Below are 16,346 nucleotides of genomic sequence, written 5' to 3'. Positions count from 1 at the left end.
TCCCGCTCCCTCTTGTCCGTTCATTTCATTTGCTCCAGCTCAAGGGCTGTAGTCAGGTAATCTATCTGTCTATTATATTACACCAAGCACCCCGATGAAAATCATCGGGGTGCTTGTCCTATCCTATGAGTCAATAATATGACTGTATTAGTTGTTCGCCGCTTGAGCAGGGCTTGGTGCCCCAGCTGGCATGCGTTGTTTTTTCAACAACGTCACGACCAGTGACAAAGCAACGGCAACCAACAGTACAATCACGATAGAGCCCGCAGCAGACTGAACTCCTGGGCCTCCCAACTGAACGCTCAGAATACCCTGAACGGCGTATGTTGCAGGCAGGTACTGCCCGATGCCGCTATAGAAGCTATTCAGCAATTCACGCGGTACCATTGCACCGGAGGATACCAGTTGCAAGGACAGTGAGATGATGTTGAACAGACTTCCTGCTGGTCCGAAGCAGATCAGGAAGAACTGGGAGAAGAACATGAACGTGCACAGGAATAGCGCCTGGAACAACCAGAATGCGACGAATCCTTGTTCAATCTGTCCGCCCAATGCCACGATCAATGATGATCCCAGCAAGGAAACAACCAATGCGGAACCCACGTTAATGACTACTCTTGCGCCAAACAAAGTCAAGCGGGAATAGGTAGAGGACAACATGCCCATCGCTGTCTGGAGATTCATCCCCATGATCATGGCTCCTACATACGAAGCCAGTACCATCATCATTGGCACCATCTGATTATTCATCCCGTTAACCGGGTTGATAGACGTTGTCGTTCCTTCCACTCGGGTAGTCAGGTTCGTAGCAGCTTCAGCTGCCTGATCCGCAGGTGCGCCTGAAGCGGTCAAAACCGTCTGTACCCCTTGTGCTGTAGCTTGTTTGTTAATCGTGTTTGTCACACTTTGTGATACACCTTGCATCATGCTTTTAATCGTAACCGGGTTCGCTTCATTAATGGTGTATTTAATCTCAGCGGTTGAGCCAGCCGTCTGAAGCAATTCGTTGAATCCAGCCGGGATATCCAGCACCATGTGTACTTTGTGATGATCCAGCTGATCCAACGCTTCAGCCGCACTCAGATTGGATACGGTGTGGAAAGGCAGTGTTCCTGCGAGCGAATCTGCGATTCCTTTGGACATTTCACCATCCTCATTCACAATCGCAACCGTTAGTTCTTTCGTACGGTCATTTACTCCCGAATATGCGGTCATCCAGATCACGCTAAAGATCACTTGGAACATAAGTGCTGTTACGATCCCCACGATCACTGGCGGTTTTTTAAACAATGTACGTAATGCCTGCAACATAAAAGGTGTCCTCCATTACTCAATTAGTTCTAATTTGATTTAAACAATTGTTTGAATCAAACGATCGTTTAAATTTTATGTGAATATGACCATATTGTCAACTGATTTTTGAAAAATTCAGAAAACGTAAGCTTTATTCATGAATACAATTTATCCATTTTCACAAATGGGCATTATGATATTCTTTTCCCAAAGAAAAGAACACTTATACCAACGTTTCAGACCTACTTTTCTGGCGATTCAGACCGTATTTTCTCAACAGAAAAACACGGTCCGCCGCAGCGAACCGCGCATTGATTTCTCCTCACTTCATTACAATGAGACGTTGAATATATCTCCAAACAAAGGTCAGTTATTCACTTCTCTTCAGCTTCATGCGTTGCAGACGCAGCGCATTCAGGACAACCGACACGGAGCTGAACGCCATCGCAGCCCCTGCCAGCCATGGAGCCAAGAAGCCAACTGCCGCAATGGGAATACCAATAACGTTGTATCCGAGTGCCCAGAACAGGTTTTGTTTGATGTTACCCATCGTGCGCCGGCTCATCTCAATGGCATCTGCAATGCTGTTCAGATCACCACGCATCAACGTAATATCTGCCGCTTCCATCGCTACATCCGTTCCTGTTCCGATGGCCATCCCAATATCCGCTGTGGCGAGTGCCGGAGCATCATTAATCCCGTCACCTACCATAGCGACTTTCAGGCCACTCTCCTGAAGTTTCTTCACTTCCGCAGCCTTGCCTTCCGGCAGAACCTCAGCCAGAACTTTACCGATCCCTGCCTGTTCTGCTACAGCGCGAGCAGTTCGCTCATTGTCTCCCGTAATCATGATAACATCGATCCCCATCGCCTGAAGACGACCGATGGCTTCACGAGAGGTATCCTTGATGGTGTCAGCCACAGCGACGATCCCTGCCCACTGACCGTCTACTGCAACCAGCATCGCTGTACGTCCCTGCTCCTCCAGATGGTTCATGTGCTGAACGGTTTCCTCGGAGACATTCACCTGTTCATCCGCAAGTAACCGCCGCGTACCGACCAGAATTTCCTGCCCTTTTAATGAAGCTCGCACACCATATCCCGGTATGTTCTCGAACTTCTCTGTTGGGGTCAGATCCAGACCCTTGGCACGGATACCTGCAACAATCGCCTCTGCCAGCGGATGCTCCGAACTCTGTTCAGCCGCTCCTACACGCTCAAGCAGATCCGATTCCGTCCAATTTGGAGCCATAACGACATCGGTAAGAACCGGTTTACCCTGGGTCACTGTACCTGTTTTGTCGAGCACCACGGTCTGAATCTGTTGTGCCGACTCCAGATGTTCACCGCCTTTGAACAGAATGCCATATTCAGCTGCACGTCCTGATCCAGCCATGACGGAGGTTGGCGTTGCCAGTCCCAATGCACATGGACAGGCAATAACGAGCACGGCAATCGCTTTTTCAAGGGAGCCGGCGAAGTCACCCGGACTTGCAAACAGATACCAGATCAGGAATGTCAGCGCCGCAATACCAACGACAATTGGTACAAATATGCCTGATATGACATCGGCGATCCGCTGAATCGGTGCTTTGGAACCCTGTGCTTGCTCGACTACTTTGATGATTTGGGATAAAGCCGTGTCCGATCCCACTCGGGTCGCACGCAGTCGTAATACCCCGTTTTTGTTCAGCGTAGCACCTGTAACGGCATCTCCCGGTTTTTTATCCACGGGAAGGCTCTCTCCGCTTAACATGGATTCATCCACAGAAGACTGCCCCTCTTCAACGATACCATCCACCGCGATGCTGTCCCCCGGCTTCACCAAAATCAGATCACCCACCGCCACATATGCGGCAGGAACCATAACTTCCTGTCCATCACGAATGACACGAGCTTCACGAGGAGCCAGTTCAATCAAGCTTTTGATCGCCTGTGAAGAGCGACCTTTCGCCACAGCCTCGAACCATTTTCCCAGTAAAATTAACGTAATTAGAATTGCACTTGTCTCATAATAAAGTTCTACCGAAGGCATGGCGGCTGCGCTCGTTCCCATTGCACCATGATCCATCGTTGCAGAAGGTAAGTACCCGCTGGATAACGTCAGATACAGACTGTAGAAAAACGCTGCGCTTGTACCTAGTGCGACGAGAACGTCCATATTGGCACTGCGGTTACGTAGTGCTTTGTACGCCCCCACATAGAACTGCCACCCAATGACGAACTGTACCGGCGTTGCCAGCAGCAGCTGGAACCAAGGGTTCATAAACAGCACGGGGACATAGATTCCGGATGTGAACGAGAAATGCCCGACCATTGCCCACAATAATGGAATTGATAACAAAGCAGATATCATCCATTTCCACTTTTTGCGTTGCAGCTCACGTTCACGAACCGATTTGGTCTCTTCCTGCGTCAATTGCAGTTCAGCACCGTAGCCCATCTGCTTGATCTTGGCGGTAATATCCGAAGGTTTGAGTGCGCCAGCCGCATATTCGATATGCCCTGTTTCCAGCGCCAGATTCACATTCGCCTGAGATACCCCCGGCAGTCGGGAAAGACCTTTTTCGATCCGGGCAGAACAAGCAGCACACGTCATGCCCGTGATGTTCAGATCAACCGATTCGGACACCGTACCGTAACCAAGTGCCTCTACTTTATCTCGCAACGCATTCACGTTGGTTGTCTTCGGATCATAAGAAACGGTTGCCTGTTCAATGGCCAGATTCACATTGGCCTGCTGCACCCCTTCCATGCGGGACAAGCCCTTCTCCACTCGCGTGGAACATGCAGCACAGGTCATCCCCGTGATGTGCAGTGTTGTCTTTAGTCCTGGCGCGTCTGCCATAGGTGGCATTGGTGTGGGTTCGGATGATCTGTCCGTTGGTTTATTCGTTGAGTTATTCATCATGTCAGCTCCTTTCATATCGATTCAATTTATTGTATGTTGCATTAACATACCCCTAAGGGGTATATACTAGACAGAAAATTAGGCTTAAACCTGGCTCGTGGGAAAAGTCCTTTGACCTCTTTTTCGCCCATGAGCATGTTCGGTTTAAGCCTGTGATGCGGTTAGACTACATCGTACCCCTGATCTTCAATCGCAGCCTTGATCTGATCTACATTTACTTTCTGCTCGTCATATTCCACAGCTACGGTTCCCGCCGCCAGATCAACCTGACCATTCGCCCCAGCATTCTTCACAGCCTCTTCAACCGACTTCACACAGTGATTGCAAGACATTCCTGTAACGCTTAACGTAACATTAGACATTGTAAATTCCTCCTTGGGGTATATTAAAATGATAGATTTGAATTGGTAAATAAATTCAGCTTACTTCATTAACTTCCGCATCGTAACCAGCAGTTCATCCACAACCTCATGTTCACCAGCCTGAATGCGCTCAACGATACAGCTCTTCATATGGCCTTCAAGCAAAAGCTTACCTACCGAATTGAGAGCAGACTGAGCCGCCGCAATCTGCGTCAGCACATCATCACAGTACGTATCCTTCTCGATCAATCCCTTGATCCCGCGAATCTGACCTTCCACACGGTTCAAGCGAGAAACCAGGTTACTCTTCATCTCCTGCGAATGGTGACTCTTACGCACATGCTTCCCGTCACTTCCCTCGGCATGACAGGATACCGCTTCTTGATCTGTACCTAAAGCTTCAGTTGAATCTGACACGGAGGATTGCAAAGGTTCCTCGGGATGGCTCTGATGATCCATCATGAACACCCCTTTTCTTTCGTTCTTTTCTAAGAGTAACATACCCCATGGGGGTATTCAAGAGCATTCTGATATTTTGTTGAATATGGATTGACTTATTCCTGATTAAATAAAACATGAGCCAGCTCAGCTGCTTCGAATGACATCTCTTTCTGAATAGTTATGATCCGGGCACGGGTACTTATTTTCTGATCAATCTCCTCATTACTATCTGAAGCAGTACATGACTGCTCCACCCATTTTAACCACTCAGGAACTTCCCACATACTTCGAGCTGCAACTGCGACACAGTAGCCATACCTTGCAAGTCTTTCATCGCCCATCCACCCTGCTGTCCGAAGTCCGTCTACGTAACGATCGAACACTTCCTCTTTAACTGCAGATATGTCCTCTGCTGCAATATGCCCAAAACTTGCGTTGACCCCAAACAGCTTCCCTAGTTCTTCACCAACACCAGAAATACTCATGAATTGCCAATCAATGAGAGTAAGTACGCTATCGTCCAGACGTTCTGATGGCAAAAATATATTGCCTTTACCCAAATCCTGATGTGACAGAACTCGTGGCAATTGTTCAAGTGTATTTAAAACCTTGTCCATCTGCTCGCTATATTGGTTGAACCACTGCCAGATCGAATGGGCCTGCTCCTGTTTACTTCCTGCAATGGCTTGCCTCTCGGAAACACCTACGCCAATACGCCTTCCTCTAGCTCCAGTATCATCATCACCAAATCCACTTTCCAATTTAGGCTCTTGGATTGAAGGGGCATACTGACGACACCCCCTAACCCAGGATTTGAGCCAATACGGACAGATCCATTCTTGTTGGGGTAGTGAAGAAGTTCCCGTGAGGTAAGCTCCGTGAAATTCACCAAGACGTTCCGCAATCCATCCCCAATCGTCCAGAGGCCAGACATGATCACATTTCGAATGATGAGACACATCTTCCATCCACAACCCAATGGTGTGATCCGCTCTATCCTGTACAGCGAAACAACGGGGAGCTATGATACATCCCGGCAAATATTCGAGTATCCCTGATGAGAATACCTTTGCTTCTCTTTTCCAATAGTTATGGTATGTAACATCTTCCTTCTCTGCTGAGTCCGGTTTAATGTATTTCAAAATAAGTGACCATGACAGTGATGCTCCAACTACGGTAGCCGTTCCACGGATTCGATAAATACCTGATGTGGTGAAATTAAGTAGCCCCGGATTGAGGGGTTCAGCTTCCCAAGATTGTATTACTGCGTCAGGCTCTTCCAGCAGTTTTTGCACACTGCGAACAAGATATTCCACATCCTCAGTAGATTGCAGAATGCTATTCTGGCCCAGTTGTTCTTTTTCATTAATGCTTCTCATCCCTTTCATCCACCTCCCCTCCATGCCAATGTTCCTTTCACTCTACTGGTCCCGCCTTACAAGGTATACTCCATCCTGCTACTGCGGACGACTAGACCCATCTGTTCATAGAAGGCCTGCGCACCAGAGTTAAACGTCGACACGGATAATTCTACGCTGTCTGCCTGAAGCTCTCTTCCAAGTTCAATCAAAGCTTGAATTAACAGCTTTCCTGTTCCTTGACCCCGATGCTTGGTATCCACTACAAGTTCATGGATGTACAGCATCTTGCGATCCACCATCAATGAGTTATCTTGAATAATACTTAACTGCGCACTCCCGTAACCCAGAATCAAGCCCGTTTCCAAAGACTCGGCAACATACATGTAACGCTTGTCCGTTTCCAGTAGTTCGGTAAACTCCTTTTTCTCCATTCTGGTCTCTAACGCTCTGTATATATCCGGGCGCGCCTCGACATGCATCTGATGCAGCTCATCCATCAGCAATGACACGCCAGAGTAGTCCCTCAGTTCTGCCTTTCTGATGTTAATCGTCCCAGTACTCATCCTCATCACTCTTTCATCACATGAATTTTACATTATTATACAACGAAAAAGCAGATACCATCAGGTACCTGCTTCGCTAAATTTATCTTCATTCCATCAAGCCCATGTGATGCTCATTGTTTATTTTTTCGAAGAAGCATTTCCTTCATTAAAAGCAACAGGTGATGGCTTCGCTGCCCATTCGTCCGCCTGTGGCTCAATGTCCACTCCGCTCAAAATTTTCTTTTTCTCCATCAAGGAATCCCCGTCTTCATCCAGCTTGTTGCGAATTTCCGCCTCGTCCTGAGGTTGATTGTTCTGTGTCATCGTAGAGTCCTCCCTTTTTTTCGTATTCATGTTGATGTTCCTTTATATAACGTGCCCATTTTCTGCATTATCATTCTCCACGAGAGACAGGCGTCAGAGCTAACGAATCGTACACACCTTATAAGGGCAAATATAGGCGAAATGAAAATGTAACGAATCTCAGACACGTTATATCACAGTAATTCATCGAATTGGTTGGAAAAAAGGGACCTATCCAGGCTTTAGCGTGCCTAAGATTCGTTAGAATTTCGCACTTGCGATTTCCGCCCGAATAAGACGTGCTGAGTTCGTTAAGTGGATGCACTCTCTTTAAAGCACAAAAAAGGCATCCCACTGGTCATGTTCATGACCTTACAGGATGCCCTCTTTCCTTATGGTCCATCTCAGGTGGACTTTAACGATTAATTTCCTAGTTTCGTATCATGCCTGATCCTGACGAGCAAGCACCGCTAGCGCACGTAGCGCTGCATTAATCTCGTGCTCCACCGCTTGTCCAACCGCATCCGTATGCGGATCATACTCGGCAGCCAGATCGCTGTCTGCGAATCCATCGATCGCGACAATCGCTCCGGCGCGAGCACCACGCAAGGTGCTGACGATGTAGAGGGCCGCAATTTCCATCTCGGCCCCAAGCGCTCCAGCCTGCTTGTACTTGCGGTGTGGAATCTCTTCCACGCCTGCAAAGAACGCATCCAGCGTTACGGTGATACCAACGCCCACTTTGCCTGCAAATGTTGCAGCATCTGCGCTCTCCTGCTCACGAGCAGCTTCGATCAACGCTTGTGTCACCCCAATGTCCGCTACCGCAGGGAAACCATCTGGCACCAGTTGGCGAGTCAATCCGTCTGATCGAACAGCGGCTGTACTCACAATCACACTACCTGCCGGATAATCGGCTGTATACGATCCCGCTGTACCAACACGAATCAGAGTCGTTACACCCGCGCGAATCAATTCCTCGAAGCAGACAGCTGCTCCCGGTGAACCTACACCATGGCTGACTACAGCCATCTGTACCCCTTCATACAAACCAACAAACGTGCGATACTCCCGACTGAACGCCAGTTCTTTCGCCTGCTCCAGCTTGCGGGAAATCTTCTCCGCTCGTGCCGGATCGCCACAGACGATGGCGTATGCCGGCATGTCTTCCGAATGAATCTGCAAAATAGGCATCAACATCTCAATCAAACTCCTTCTTCGTCCACTCGTCTTCCGGAATTGGCAGGTCTTCACCCGAGAATCGTTGTTCCTTGAACGGATCGGCAAAATGGTGGAAACCATTCACTTCCCAGAATCCGTTCCGGTCTTCTGTCATAAACTCCAGTCCACGTATCCACTTCGCACTCTTCCAGAAGTAGAGTTGTGGCACGACCATACGCAGCGGAAAACCATGCTTGGGCGTTAGTGGCTCGCCGTTATATTTGAATGCAAGCAATACATCATCATGCATCAACTCTTCGAGCGGTACATTCGTCTCATAATCATGATCCGCATGGATCATGACGTATTTTGCTTCCGGTTTAACCCCCAGAAGCTTCACAAAATCGGAAAAGCGAATCCCTTCCCACGGCGTATCGAATTTCGACCAGCGTGTGACACAGTGAATATCACTCACCGTATTCACCTGAGGCATCGCTTGCAACTCAGCTAGGGAGAAGACCTTTTCCTCTTCGACTTCGCCGAATACCTTCAGATCCCACGTGGACAGGTCATATTCCGGCACTTCCCCTTCATGCAGAATCGGGAATTTCTCCGTCAGCATCTGTCCCGGCGGCAGCCGATCTCCGTGATCGTTGCCTGTTTTGGATGCCGGGCTTTTACTTTTTTTCAAACGTTCAGCCTTGTTATGCAAGTGGAATCCCTCCTTCTTTTACTGTCTCTAGCATAGGCATTCAGGAATTAACGCGAGCTTCCGCCCGCTTTCAGTGCATCCTGTGCATAGGTACGGTCTTTGAAAAAGAACATCGCGACCAGCGTCACAATATACGGCAGCATCAACGTGAAATGGGTTGGCAGGGAGAATCCTTGCAGACGTATACTCAATGCTTCCATGAAGCCGAACAGCACACTGGAGCCCATGACGCCAAGCGGATTCGCTTGTCCTAACATCGTTGCCACCAGCGCGATAAAGCCACGACCAGCGGTCATACCTTCGGTAAACATCGTTACCTGACCGAGCGACAACTGTGCTCCAGCGAGAGCACACAACACGCCGCACATCAGAACGGCACCATACTGGATGCCACGTACCTTGATCCCGATGCTCTGTGCTGCAATCGGGTTCTCACCGACCGAGCGCAGACGGAAGCCAGATACACTTTTGAACAGATAGAATTGTAGTCCAATAACGAGCACAATACCGAGGTAAACCAGCGGACTATGTCCCGATATTACATCGCCGACCCACGGAATGTCCTTAATCAGCGGAATATCCCACTTGGGAAGTCCCACCATGTCTTTGTCGTAGTATGCACCTTTTACATCAAAAATCGCACGCAGTGCAAAGGTTGTCACCCCCGCAGCCAGGAAGTTGAGCGAGATCCCGACCACGATGGCGTTGGCCTTCAGATTAATGCTTATAAAGGCAAAGAGCGCCGAGAATAACATCACAATTATAATGGAAAAGAGTACAGCCAGCAGCACATTGCCAAACAGATAATTGCCGACAATGGCGGAGAATGCACCGATCAGAACCAGTCCTTCAAGACCCACGTTAAACAGACCGACACGAGAACATAAAGCCCCACCGAGCGCTGCAAGCAGGATTGGAGTCATAATCCGCAAGGTTGAGCCAAACATGGCTGCATCAAACAGTTGTTGCATTGGACTTTTTCTCCTTTCTCCGCTTCAGGAATGAATAACCGATCTGAGCTGATACAAATAACGTCAATACAGCCTGGATGACACTGCCGACTTCCAGCGGCACATCCGTATTCCGTTCCATCCCCATGGCACCTGTCTGTAACGCAGCCAGCAAAATAGCTGCCACAGCTGTACCGAGTGGATGCGAGCGGGCAAGTAGCGTTGCCATAATGCCGCTCCATGCATAGCTCGCCGATGACAATGAGCCATCAAGGAAACGGTACTGTGTACCGAGCACTTCCCCCGCACCCGCGAGTCCAGCAAGTCCACCACTAATGACCATGGACAACATCATCATGCGAATGCGGCGAACACCACCGTAGGTTGCAAAGGACGGGTTGCTGCCGAGCATGCGGATCTCGTAACCAGTCACCGTTTTATGTGTGAACCAGTAGATCAGAATAGCCGCTACAATGGCAATAATGAAGCCAGCATGCAGACCCATGCCTTGGAACAACTTCGGCAACCAGATACTCTGATCAATCATCGGTGTCTGGGCCATTGCTGCAGATCCAGTCCGATCCTTGAATGGATAGGAGACCATGTATCCGCCAAAGTAAATGGCAATATAATTAAGTAGTAAAGTAGTGATCAACAAGTTCATGCCGAATCGAGCATCTAGCCAACCTGCAAACAGCGACCAGATTCCCCCGGCAACAATACCAGCCACAATCGCAGCAATACACACGAACCAGCCTGGTCCTGGCAGATAGAGCGCCGTGAGCGCGGCACTGAGCCCGCCAAGAATCATCTGGCCTTCGGCTCCCATGTTGAAAAATCCGGCACGGAATGCCAATGCTACGCCAAGCCCCGCCAAGATGATTGGTGTGGAACGAGCCAACGTATTGGTGAAGAAGTAGAAGTTGCCGAAGGCCCCTTTCCACATCTCCGCATACGTATCTACCACATTACCACCAACGATCAGAATCGCTACAGCCCCTGCAAGCAGACCGATGAATACGGCAAGCAGCGGCTGTACGAGTCCGCGAAGTGTTTCTTTTACCCGATTCATATCCGCTCTTTCCCTCCTGCCATTAACAAACTGATCTGTTCCTCTGTCGCTTCCTCTGCTCGCAGTTCTCCGGCAATCTCACCTTCATACATGACAATAATCCGATCAGATAATTGCAAAATCTCGGACAACTCGGATGAAATGAGTAGAATACCCGCACCCTCACTGCGTTTGCGTAACAATTCAGCATGGATCGTCTCCATGGCTCCAATATCCACACCACGAGTCGGTTCAGCTGCAATCAGAAACGGCGTATCCTGTGCAAATTCACGGGCAGCAATTAGCTTCTGCAAGTTTCCTCCGGATAAAAACTGTGCCTTCGTCTCCGCAGAACCCGTCTTGATGCTAAACTGTTTAATCCAGCCCTCTACCATCGTTCTTGCCGCTTTGGCTTTAATAATGCCACGTGACTGCAGGCGATGATGGTGTCCCATCAGTCCATTCTCACGAACGCTTGCGTCCTTTGCCGCTCCCCACATGTAGCGATCTTCCGGGATATGAGCAAGTCCATGCTCCCGAATGCGTCGCACAGGCCAGTTCGTAGTATCCTGACCTGAAAGCAAGACACGACCATTGTCTGCCTTACGCAGTCCTGCAATGACCTGAATTAGTTCTGACTGGCCGTTACCCGAGATGCCTGCTATGCCAACGACCTCGCCTTTTCGAACCTCCATGTGGATATCCTTGAGCGCCGAACGATCCTTAGCCCCGGACAGATTGACCCCTTCCACCTGAAGCACAGCCTCCGCTGGAACCGACGGCTGCTTGTCCATACGCACAAGTTCACGACCAACCATCAGACGAGATAATTCCTCCACATGTGTATCCTTGGCTTCCAAGGTACCTGTCACCTGACCATCCCGAAGCACCGTAATTCGGTCGGCTACATCCATGACTTCTTGCAGCTTATGTGTAATCAGTACAAAGGTTTTGCCCAGCTTAGCGAGAGATTTCATGTTCGCCAGCAGTTCCTTCACTTCAAGCGGAGTCAGTACCGCCGAAGGTTCATCCAATATAATGATGTCTGCGCCCTGATGCAGCACTTTGAGAATTTCAACACGCTGCTGCATGCCAAGTGGGCACTCGGACACTTTCTTCCACGGGTCAACCGGCATGCCATATTGTCTGCCAAGCTCGTTCACCTGGGCCGCTGCTTTTTTGCGGTCAAATGCACCTGCCTTAGCCGGTTCACGTCCGATCACGATGTTCTCCGCCACCGTAAAGGAAGGGAACAGCATGAAATGCTGGTGCACCATGCCGATGCCACTTGCCATCGCCTGGGACGGCGTGGCAAAGCTCACCTCGCGTCCACGGACTTTGATTGTACCTGACGTGGGCTGTTCCATACCGTACAGCATGCGCATCAGGGTTGTTTTACCGGCCCCGTTCTCACCTACAAGGGCATGAATCTCTCCCTCACGCAAATTAAAACGGATGTCACGGTTAGCGGTGAAGCCGCCGTATTTCTTCGTAATGTGCTCCATCTCCAACAGCATATCTCGCGTTCGCTCCCCTCGGTCTCGGTCATTTAATAGCAGCAAAACCGGCTGCCTGATCGGGCAGCCGGCTGATCAATTCCATCACTCATTCATTGAAAAGAACATTTAAAACTATTGTTGCAATGGATCTTTGACTACGATTTTGCCGGATACGATATCATCGTTGATTGCTTTAACTTGGTCGATCACTTCTTGTCCAACAAAAGCATTCAGCGGAGATTCGCTATCACGAGTAACGTAAGTCAGGCCTACACCGTCTTCTTTCAAACCGTAGTTAACAGCGCCTGCTTTGAAGTTGCCTTCTACGAAATCTTTCACGGTCTCATAAGCAACCGTATCGGTTGATTTCAATTGAGACAATACGATATGTTCCGGGTCTTCAACTGTGCGGTCCGTATCCTGACCGGAAGTATAGAAGCCTTTTTCTTTCGCTGCTTCGAACACGCCGAGATCACCTACAGCGGATGCGCCAGCGATGAAGTCAGCGCCTTTGCCGAATTGTACCAGCGCCAATTCTTTTGCTTTGGCCGGGTCATTAAATCCACCTACATAGTTCACCAAGAATTCTGCATCTGGATTCACGGATTCCAATCCCGCTTTGAAACCTTCCGTATATTTCTTGATCAATGGAACATCCATTGCTGCGATCATGCCGACTTTATCTGTTTTAGTGGACAATCCGGCAGCGGCACCAAGCAGGTACGCCCCTTCATATTCACGGAAACCAACGCTACGTACGTTAGGCAGATCAACTGTGGTATCTACAATCGCAAAGGACTTGTCCGGATTTTCTGCAGCGACTTTCTTCAATGCATCTTCTGCCTGGAAAGTGGCTGTAATAATCAGATCATAATTTTCGGCAACCGCAGCACGCAGATTTTGTTCAAATGCTGCCGGGTCTGTTGATTCAATCGTCTTGGTATCTACTTTGAATTCTTCGCCTGCTTTTTTGAAGCCTTCATCCATCTGTACAAAGAAAGGGTTAACCCCTATTTTTTCGGGAAGTACGAGGGCCATCCGAAGAGATTTCTCCGAATCACTGCCTTGGGCGGATTGTTCGTCTTTTGAAGCCGAAGTTCCACAAGCTGCCAACAAAATAGCCAACATGATGATCGATAAGACGAACGATAAACCTCTTTTCATTTTGAAAATACCCCTTTTCAACATTCTTTTTTCTTATCCTAGCGGATACTGTCGATCCTTGTCAATAAATCTTTGAGCGTATACACTCAATTAGAATATAATTGACGATTTGCATTCTTCCAAGCTCTGGAAAGCGCTCTATATCAAGCTTTTTTTTCGTTGACATACAGCGCGTCTCCGTGCTAAAGTCAATCCAATTATTCTATTCATATAGGATTTGTCAGAATTATAACCCAAAGCTGATTATTTTCCAACCCATTCTAAGGAGGCTATTCATTTGAAAAAAATCACCCAGATCACACTGGCGGCCCTGCTCGCCGCTCCGGTAACACTCGGCAGCCTGAGCTTGCCCGCTTCTGCTTCTGCAGCATCTGCAACTCCGGCTAAACCAACCACCTCACAAAGTGTCAAAGGACCGGTAGCCCAGGCTCCTGTTGCTTATACGGAAAGCGCAGCGGATTTTGCTCAATTCTTGCAAGCGAAATACAGCATCCAATTGCCGCAACAGATTACCAAAGGTGATTTCATTCAAGCCATTGCAGCCATCACGACAGCAGCTCAAGCAAGCGACAGTGCAGCTGAGGCTCCAGCCTTTACGGATCTGGCCTCTGGTGATTCTTCCTATGATGCTGCCGTATCCTTATACAATAATGGGGTTCTTACAGGTACAGAAGTACGTGCCAAGGATCAACTGAGCGCCTATGCAGCTGTTTTCATCGCGGTAAAAGCAGCTGGATTCAAGGAACTCGCCTATACATATCCTGCTGAGAAAACAGCCAAAGCGCTTGCCAAGGTTGGCATTAGCCCAAACCGTGTTCAGGGACAAGCCGCACAGGAACTCGCTGCAGCGATTGATACGGGTCTGATTCCCGAAAGCCTGTACCCTGCTCTACTTAAAGGTGGTGTAGCAAGTAAAGATTTCGCTAATACCTTGCTTGGACGCGTCCTGATCAGCCAAGGAAAATATAAACACGAGATTGGACGTTCCGGTGATGCAGACATCTACTCCAAACTGTATGCTGCATATCGCACAGCGGATCTGATCGAGTCACCTGAACTGAGAAAAATTGTGGATCAGGCCCTGCGAGATGATCTCGTCACAGGTTACAACTTAAAAGATAGCCGCTTTGATTCCAACTTTATCGATGAGCTGACACTTACTTACGGCCACGATAATATCCAGCACGCTGTACAATTGATTGGTTTGCTGCGTAGCGAAGGTATTGATGCGGATGTACAATTCCAGCCGAAGACATCTGCCTTCATTTATTTGAAGGAATGGGGCGAGCCGAAAGAAACGCCTGACTATAAAGTGACACAGATCGAGAACGGCAACTATATTGCCTCTGCGAAGGAATATGACATTCAATTCGAGTTCAACAATGTGGCAGACAAAGTTCGCTTCAACGATATTGTTCTGAAATATGCCAAGAAGAACAGCGATAGCACATCTCCACTGATTCTCAGCTCCTGGTGGCAGCCGCTGTATTATTCACCAACTGCTTTGGCAAACTATCCGGTCATTTCCAATAATAAGATTGCGCTTGGCAATTACTATGCTCAGTCCTTCTCTCTGAAAGAGAATGCCAAAGCTATTCGTGAAGGCTTCCTGAAGCTGGCGCCTGATGCGGATATTACGACGTATGACTTCTGGGTGGATCAGCCTTTCTTCAATTACCTGAACGGTGGTTCCGAATAAAATAAATTCCATCTCCAACCGAATTAAAGCTTGTATTTTGGCATCATAAGTAGCCGTCTTTACCGAATTTCACAAGGGTTTCGACCTCTGGATTCGTAAAGACGGTTTTTTGTTCAGCATTTTGCAAATTTCTTCTAAAAAATCATTCTTCTCATGCAGGAATTACCAATATAAGGTCGAATCCTATATGTACACAAACACGCAATTACATTGCACATCTCCGCACGAACAGGAGTTACTCATGGTATATGACGGTATTCTACTCGGCTTGATCGTTGGATTTTTTCGGGGCGGGTTGCGGCATGGGCTTAACCAGTTTGCAGCACTCAAGCTAAGAAGTGGTTGGATTTTCCCTGTATTGCTACTTATCCAGTTCTTTATTTTTTATTTGCAGGAACGATTCGAATGGGTGGCTTCCATTAATGGTTACCTCTTTGCTGCCGTCTACATTACAGGGCTCGCATTTCTGTGGCTCAACAGGCATCATACCGGTTTCATGCTCATCTGGATTGGGGTCTTTCTTAATTTTGCCGTGATGGCTGTCAACGGTGGGCGCATGCCGGTTTCTGTGGAAGCTTCCTCTGTGTTGGGACCGTATTATGTAGACATGCTTCGGGAAGGCGGAGCCGTATCGAAGCATTTCATGATGGATGCGTCTACACACCTGCCTTTTCTCGGTGATATCATCCCACTGTCCAGCCCTTATCCACGGACTCAGGTGATTAGCATCGGTGATGTGGTCATGAACGTTGGCATATTCCTATTTATCCAGTACATGATGGTGAGTCGGGATAAAAAGGCTGTACAACCGGCTAAAACTCATCAGGCTTGAAGAAGATCAGTCAGACTCCAAGGAAGGGAGGTCTCCTCCATGAAAAAATTTGAAGGTGTGAA

At 48.5% G+C, this 16,346-nt stretch carries 15 protein-coding genes; 2 read left to right on the top strand and 13 right to left on the bottom strand.

Translation table 11 applies throughout. The features are described from left to right. Positions 1-147: 147 nt before the first annotated feature. From PAHA3_RS24030 to PAHA3_RS23970, 13 genes are all read right to left on the bottom strand, one after another. A complete protein-coding gene (locus tag PAHA3_RS24030) occupies positions 148-1,311 on the bottom strand; it encodes a YhgE/Pip domain-containing protein (RefSeq protein WP_062837200.1) in 1,164 nt (387 codons plus the stop codon). Between the two features lie 352 nt (positions 1,312-1,663). Further along, positions 1,664-4,150, bottom strand: coding sequence for a heavy metal translocating P-type ATPase (locus tag PAHA3_RS24025; RefSeq protein ID WP_371327958.1), 2,487 nt, complete (start codon positions 4,148-4,150; stop codon positions 1,664-1,666). A gap of 215 nt (positions 4,151-4,365) precedes the next feature. After that, on the bottom strand, positions 4,366-4,566 hold the full coding sequence (locus PAHA3_RS24020; protein ID WP_062837199.1) for a copper ion binding protein: 201 nt from the start codon (positions 4,564-4,566) through the stop codon (positions 4,366-4,368). Positions 4,567-4,626: 60 nt separating this feature from the next. Continuing rightward, positions 4,627-5,025 carry a metal-sensitive transcriptional regulator gene (locus PAHA3_RS30985; RefSeq protein WP_235599553.1) on the bottom strand — a complete coding sequence of 133 codons (399 nt, stop codon included), beginning with the start codon at positions 5,023-5,025 and terminating at the stop codon, positions 4,627-4,629. 95 nt (positions 5,026-5,120) lie between these two features. Then, positions 5,121-6,386 carry a phosphotransferase gene (locus tag PAHA3_RS24010; RefSeq protein WP_167350944.1) on the bottom strand — a complete coding sequence of 422 codons (1,266 nt, stop codon included), beginning with the start codon at positions 6,384-6,386 and terminating at the stop codon, positions 5,121-5,123. 56 nt (positions 6,387-6,442) lie between these two features. Beyond that, positions 6,443-6,931, bottom strand: coding sequence for a GNAT family N-acetyltransferase (locus tag PAHA3_RS24005; RefSeq protein WP_062837197.1), 489 nt, complete (start codon positions 6,929-6,931; stop codon positions 6,443-6,445). A 120-nt stretch (positions 6,932-7,051) separates the two neighbouring features. Continuing rightward, positions 7,052-7,237 carry a hypothetical protein gene (locus tag PAHA3_RS24000; protein WP_017691007.1) on the bottom strand — a complete coding sequence of 62 codons (186 nt, stop codon included), beginning with the start codon at positions 7,235-7,237 and terminating at the stop codon, positions 7,052-7,054. A gap of 420 nt (positions 7,238-7,657) precedes the next feature. Then, positions 7,658-8,416, bottom strand: a complete 759-nt coding sequence (locus PAHA3_RS23995; protein WP_062837196.1) for a nucleoside phosphorylase — start codon at positions 8,414-8,416, stop codon at positions 7,658-7,660. Between the two features lies 1 nt (position 8,417). Next, positions 8,418-9,089, bottom strand: coding sequence for a sulfite oxidase-like oxidoreductase (locus PAHA3_RS23990; RefSeq protein WP_062837195.1), 672 nt, complete (start codon positions 9,087-9,089; stop codon positions 8,418-8,420). Between the two features lie 47 nt (positions 9,090-9,136). Further along, complete coding sequence (locus tag PAHA3_RS23985; RefSeq protein ID WP_062837194.1) at positions 9,137-10,060, bottom strand: ABC transporter permease; 924 nt, start codon at positions 10,058-10,060, stop codon at positions 9,137-9,139. Next, positions 10,044-11,111: an ABC transporter permease gene (locus tag PAHA3_RS23980; protein ID WP_062837193.1), complete on the bottom strand. Its 1,068-nt coding sequence runs from the start codon at positions 11,109-11,111 to the stop codon at positions 10,044-10,046. Before PAHA3_RS23980 ends, PAHA3_RS23985 begins: the two co-directional genes overlap by 17 nt. Then, entirely contained in the window at positions 11,108-12,607 is a 1,500-nt protein-coding gene (locus PAHA3_RS23975; protein ID WP_062837192.1) for an ABC transporter ATP-binding protein, read from the bottom strand. The genes PAHA3_RS23980 and PAHA3_RS23975 overlap by 4 nt, the downstream gene beginning before the upstream one ends. A gap of 114 nt (positions 12,608-12,721) precedes the next feature. Next, positions 12,722-13,753, bottom strand: coding sequence for a BMP family lipoprotein (locus tag PAHA3_RS23970; RefSeq protein ID WP_062837191.1), 1,032 nt, complete (start codon positions 13,751-13,753; stop codon positions 12,722-12,724). Between the two features lie 277 nt (positions 13,754-14,030). On the opposite strand from PAHA3_RS23970, the gene PAHA3_RS23965 reads away from it, so the two are divergent. Both PAHA3_RS23965 and PAHA3_RS23960 read left to right on the top strand, forming a co-directional pair. After that, positions 14,031-15,452: a hypothetical protein gene (locus PAHA3_RS23965; RefSeq protein ID WP_062837190.1), complete on the top strand. Its 1,422-nt coding sequence runs from the start codon at positions 14,031-14,033 to the stop codon at positions 15,450-15,452. A 241-nt stretch (positions 15,453-15,693) separates the two neighbouring features. After that, positions 15,694-16,284, top strand: a complete 591-nt coding sequence (locus PAHA3_RS23960; RefSeq protein WP_062837189.1) for a DUF5317 domain-containing protein — start codon at positions 15,694-15,696, stop codon at positions 16,282-16,284. Positions 16,285-16,346 lie beyond the last annotated feature (62 nt).

It is taken from the genome of Paenibacillus amylolyticus (assembly GCF_001570725.1).
GTDB classification, from domain to species: Bacteria; Bacillota; Bacilli; order Paenibacillales; family Paenibacillaceae; genus Paenibacillus; species Paenibacillus amylolyticus_A.
The sequence above is the reverse complement of the archived record's forward strand: the minus strand, read 5'-3'. Positions and strand labels throughout refer to the sequence as shown.

Bases quoted from the DNA above. Each gene is read 5' to 3' on its own strand.
- PAHA3_RS23985 (WP_062837194.1), bottom strand. From the start codon at position 10,060: ATGCAACAACTGTTTGATGCAGCCATGTTTGGCTCAACCTTGCGGATT.
- PAHA3_RS23975 (WP_062837192.1), bottom strand. From the start codon at position 12,607: ATGCTGTTGGAGATGGAGCACATTACGAAGAAATACGGCGGCTTCACC.
- PAHA3_RS24030 (WP_062837200.1), bottom strand. From the start codon at position 1,311: ATGTTGCAGGCATTACGTACATTGTTTAAAAAACCGCCAGTGATCGTG.
- PAHA3_RS24005 (WP_062837197.1), bottom strand. From the start codon at position 6,931: ATGAGTACTGGGACGATTAACATCAGAAAGGCAGAACTGAGGGACTAC.
- PAHA3_RS24025 (WP_371327958.1), bottom strand. From the start codon at position 4,150: ATGCCACCTATGGCAGACGCGCCAGGACTAAAGACAACACTGCACATC.
- PAHA3_RS24000 (WP_017691007.1), bottom strand. From the start codon at position 7,237: ATGACACAGAACAATCAACCTCAGGACGAGGCGGAAATTCGCAACAAG.
- PAHA3_RS23960 (WP_062837189.1), top strand. From the start codon at position 15,694: ATGGTATATGACGGTATTCTACTCGGCTTGATCGTTGGATTTTTTCGG.
- PAHA3_RS23980 (WP_062837193.1), bottom strand. From the start codon at position 11,111: ATGAATCGGGTAAAAGAAACACTTCGCGGACTCGTACAGCCGCTGCTT.
- PAHA3_RS24010 (WP_167350944.1), bottom strand. From the start codon at position 6,386: ATGAGAAGCATTAATGAAAAAGAACAACTGGGCCAGAATAGCATTCTG.
- PAHA3_RS23995 (WP_062837196.1), bottom strand. From the start codon at position 8,416: ATGTTGATGCCTATTTTGCAGATTCATTCGGAAGACATGCCGGCATAC.
- PAHA3_RS30985 (WP_235599553.1), bottom strand. From the start codon at position 5,025: ATGGATCATCAGAGCCATCCCGAGGAACCTTTGCAATCCTCCGTGTCA.
- PAHA3_RS23970 (WP_062837191.1), bottom strand. From the start codon at position 13,753: ATGAAAAGAGGTTTATCGTTCGTCTTATCGATCATCATGTTGGCTATT.
- PAHA3_RS24020 (WP_062837199.1), bottom strand. From the start codon at position 4,566: ATGTCTAATGTTACGTTAAGCGTTACAGGAATGTCTTGCAATCACTGT.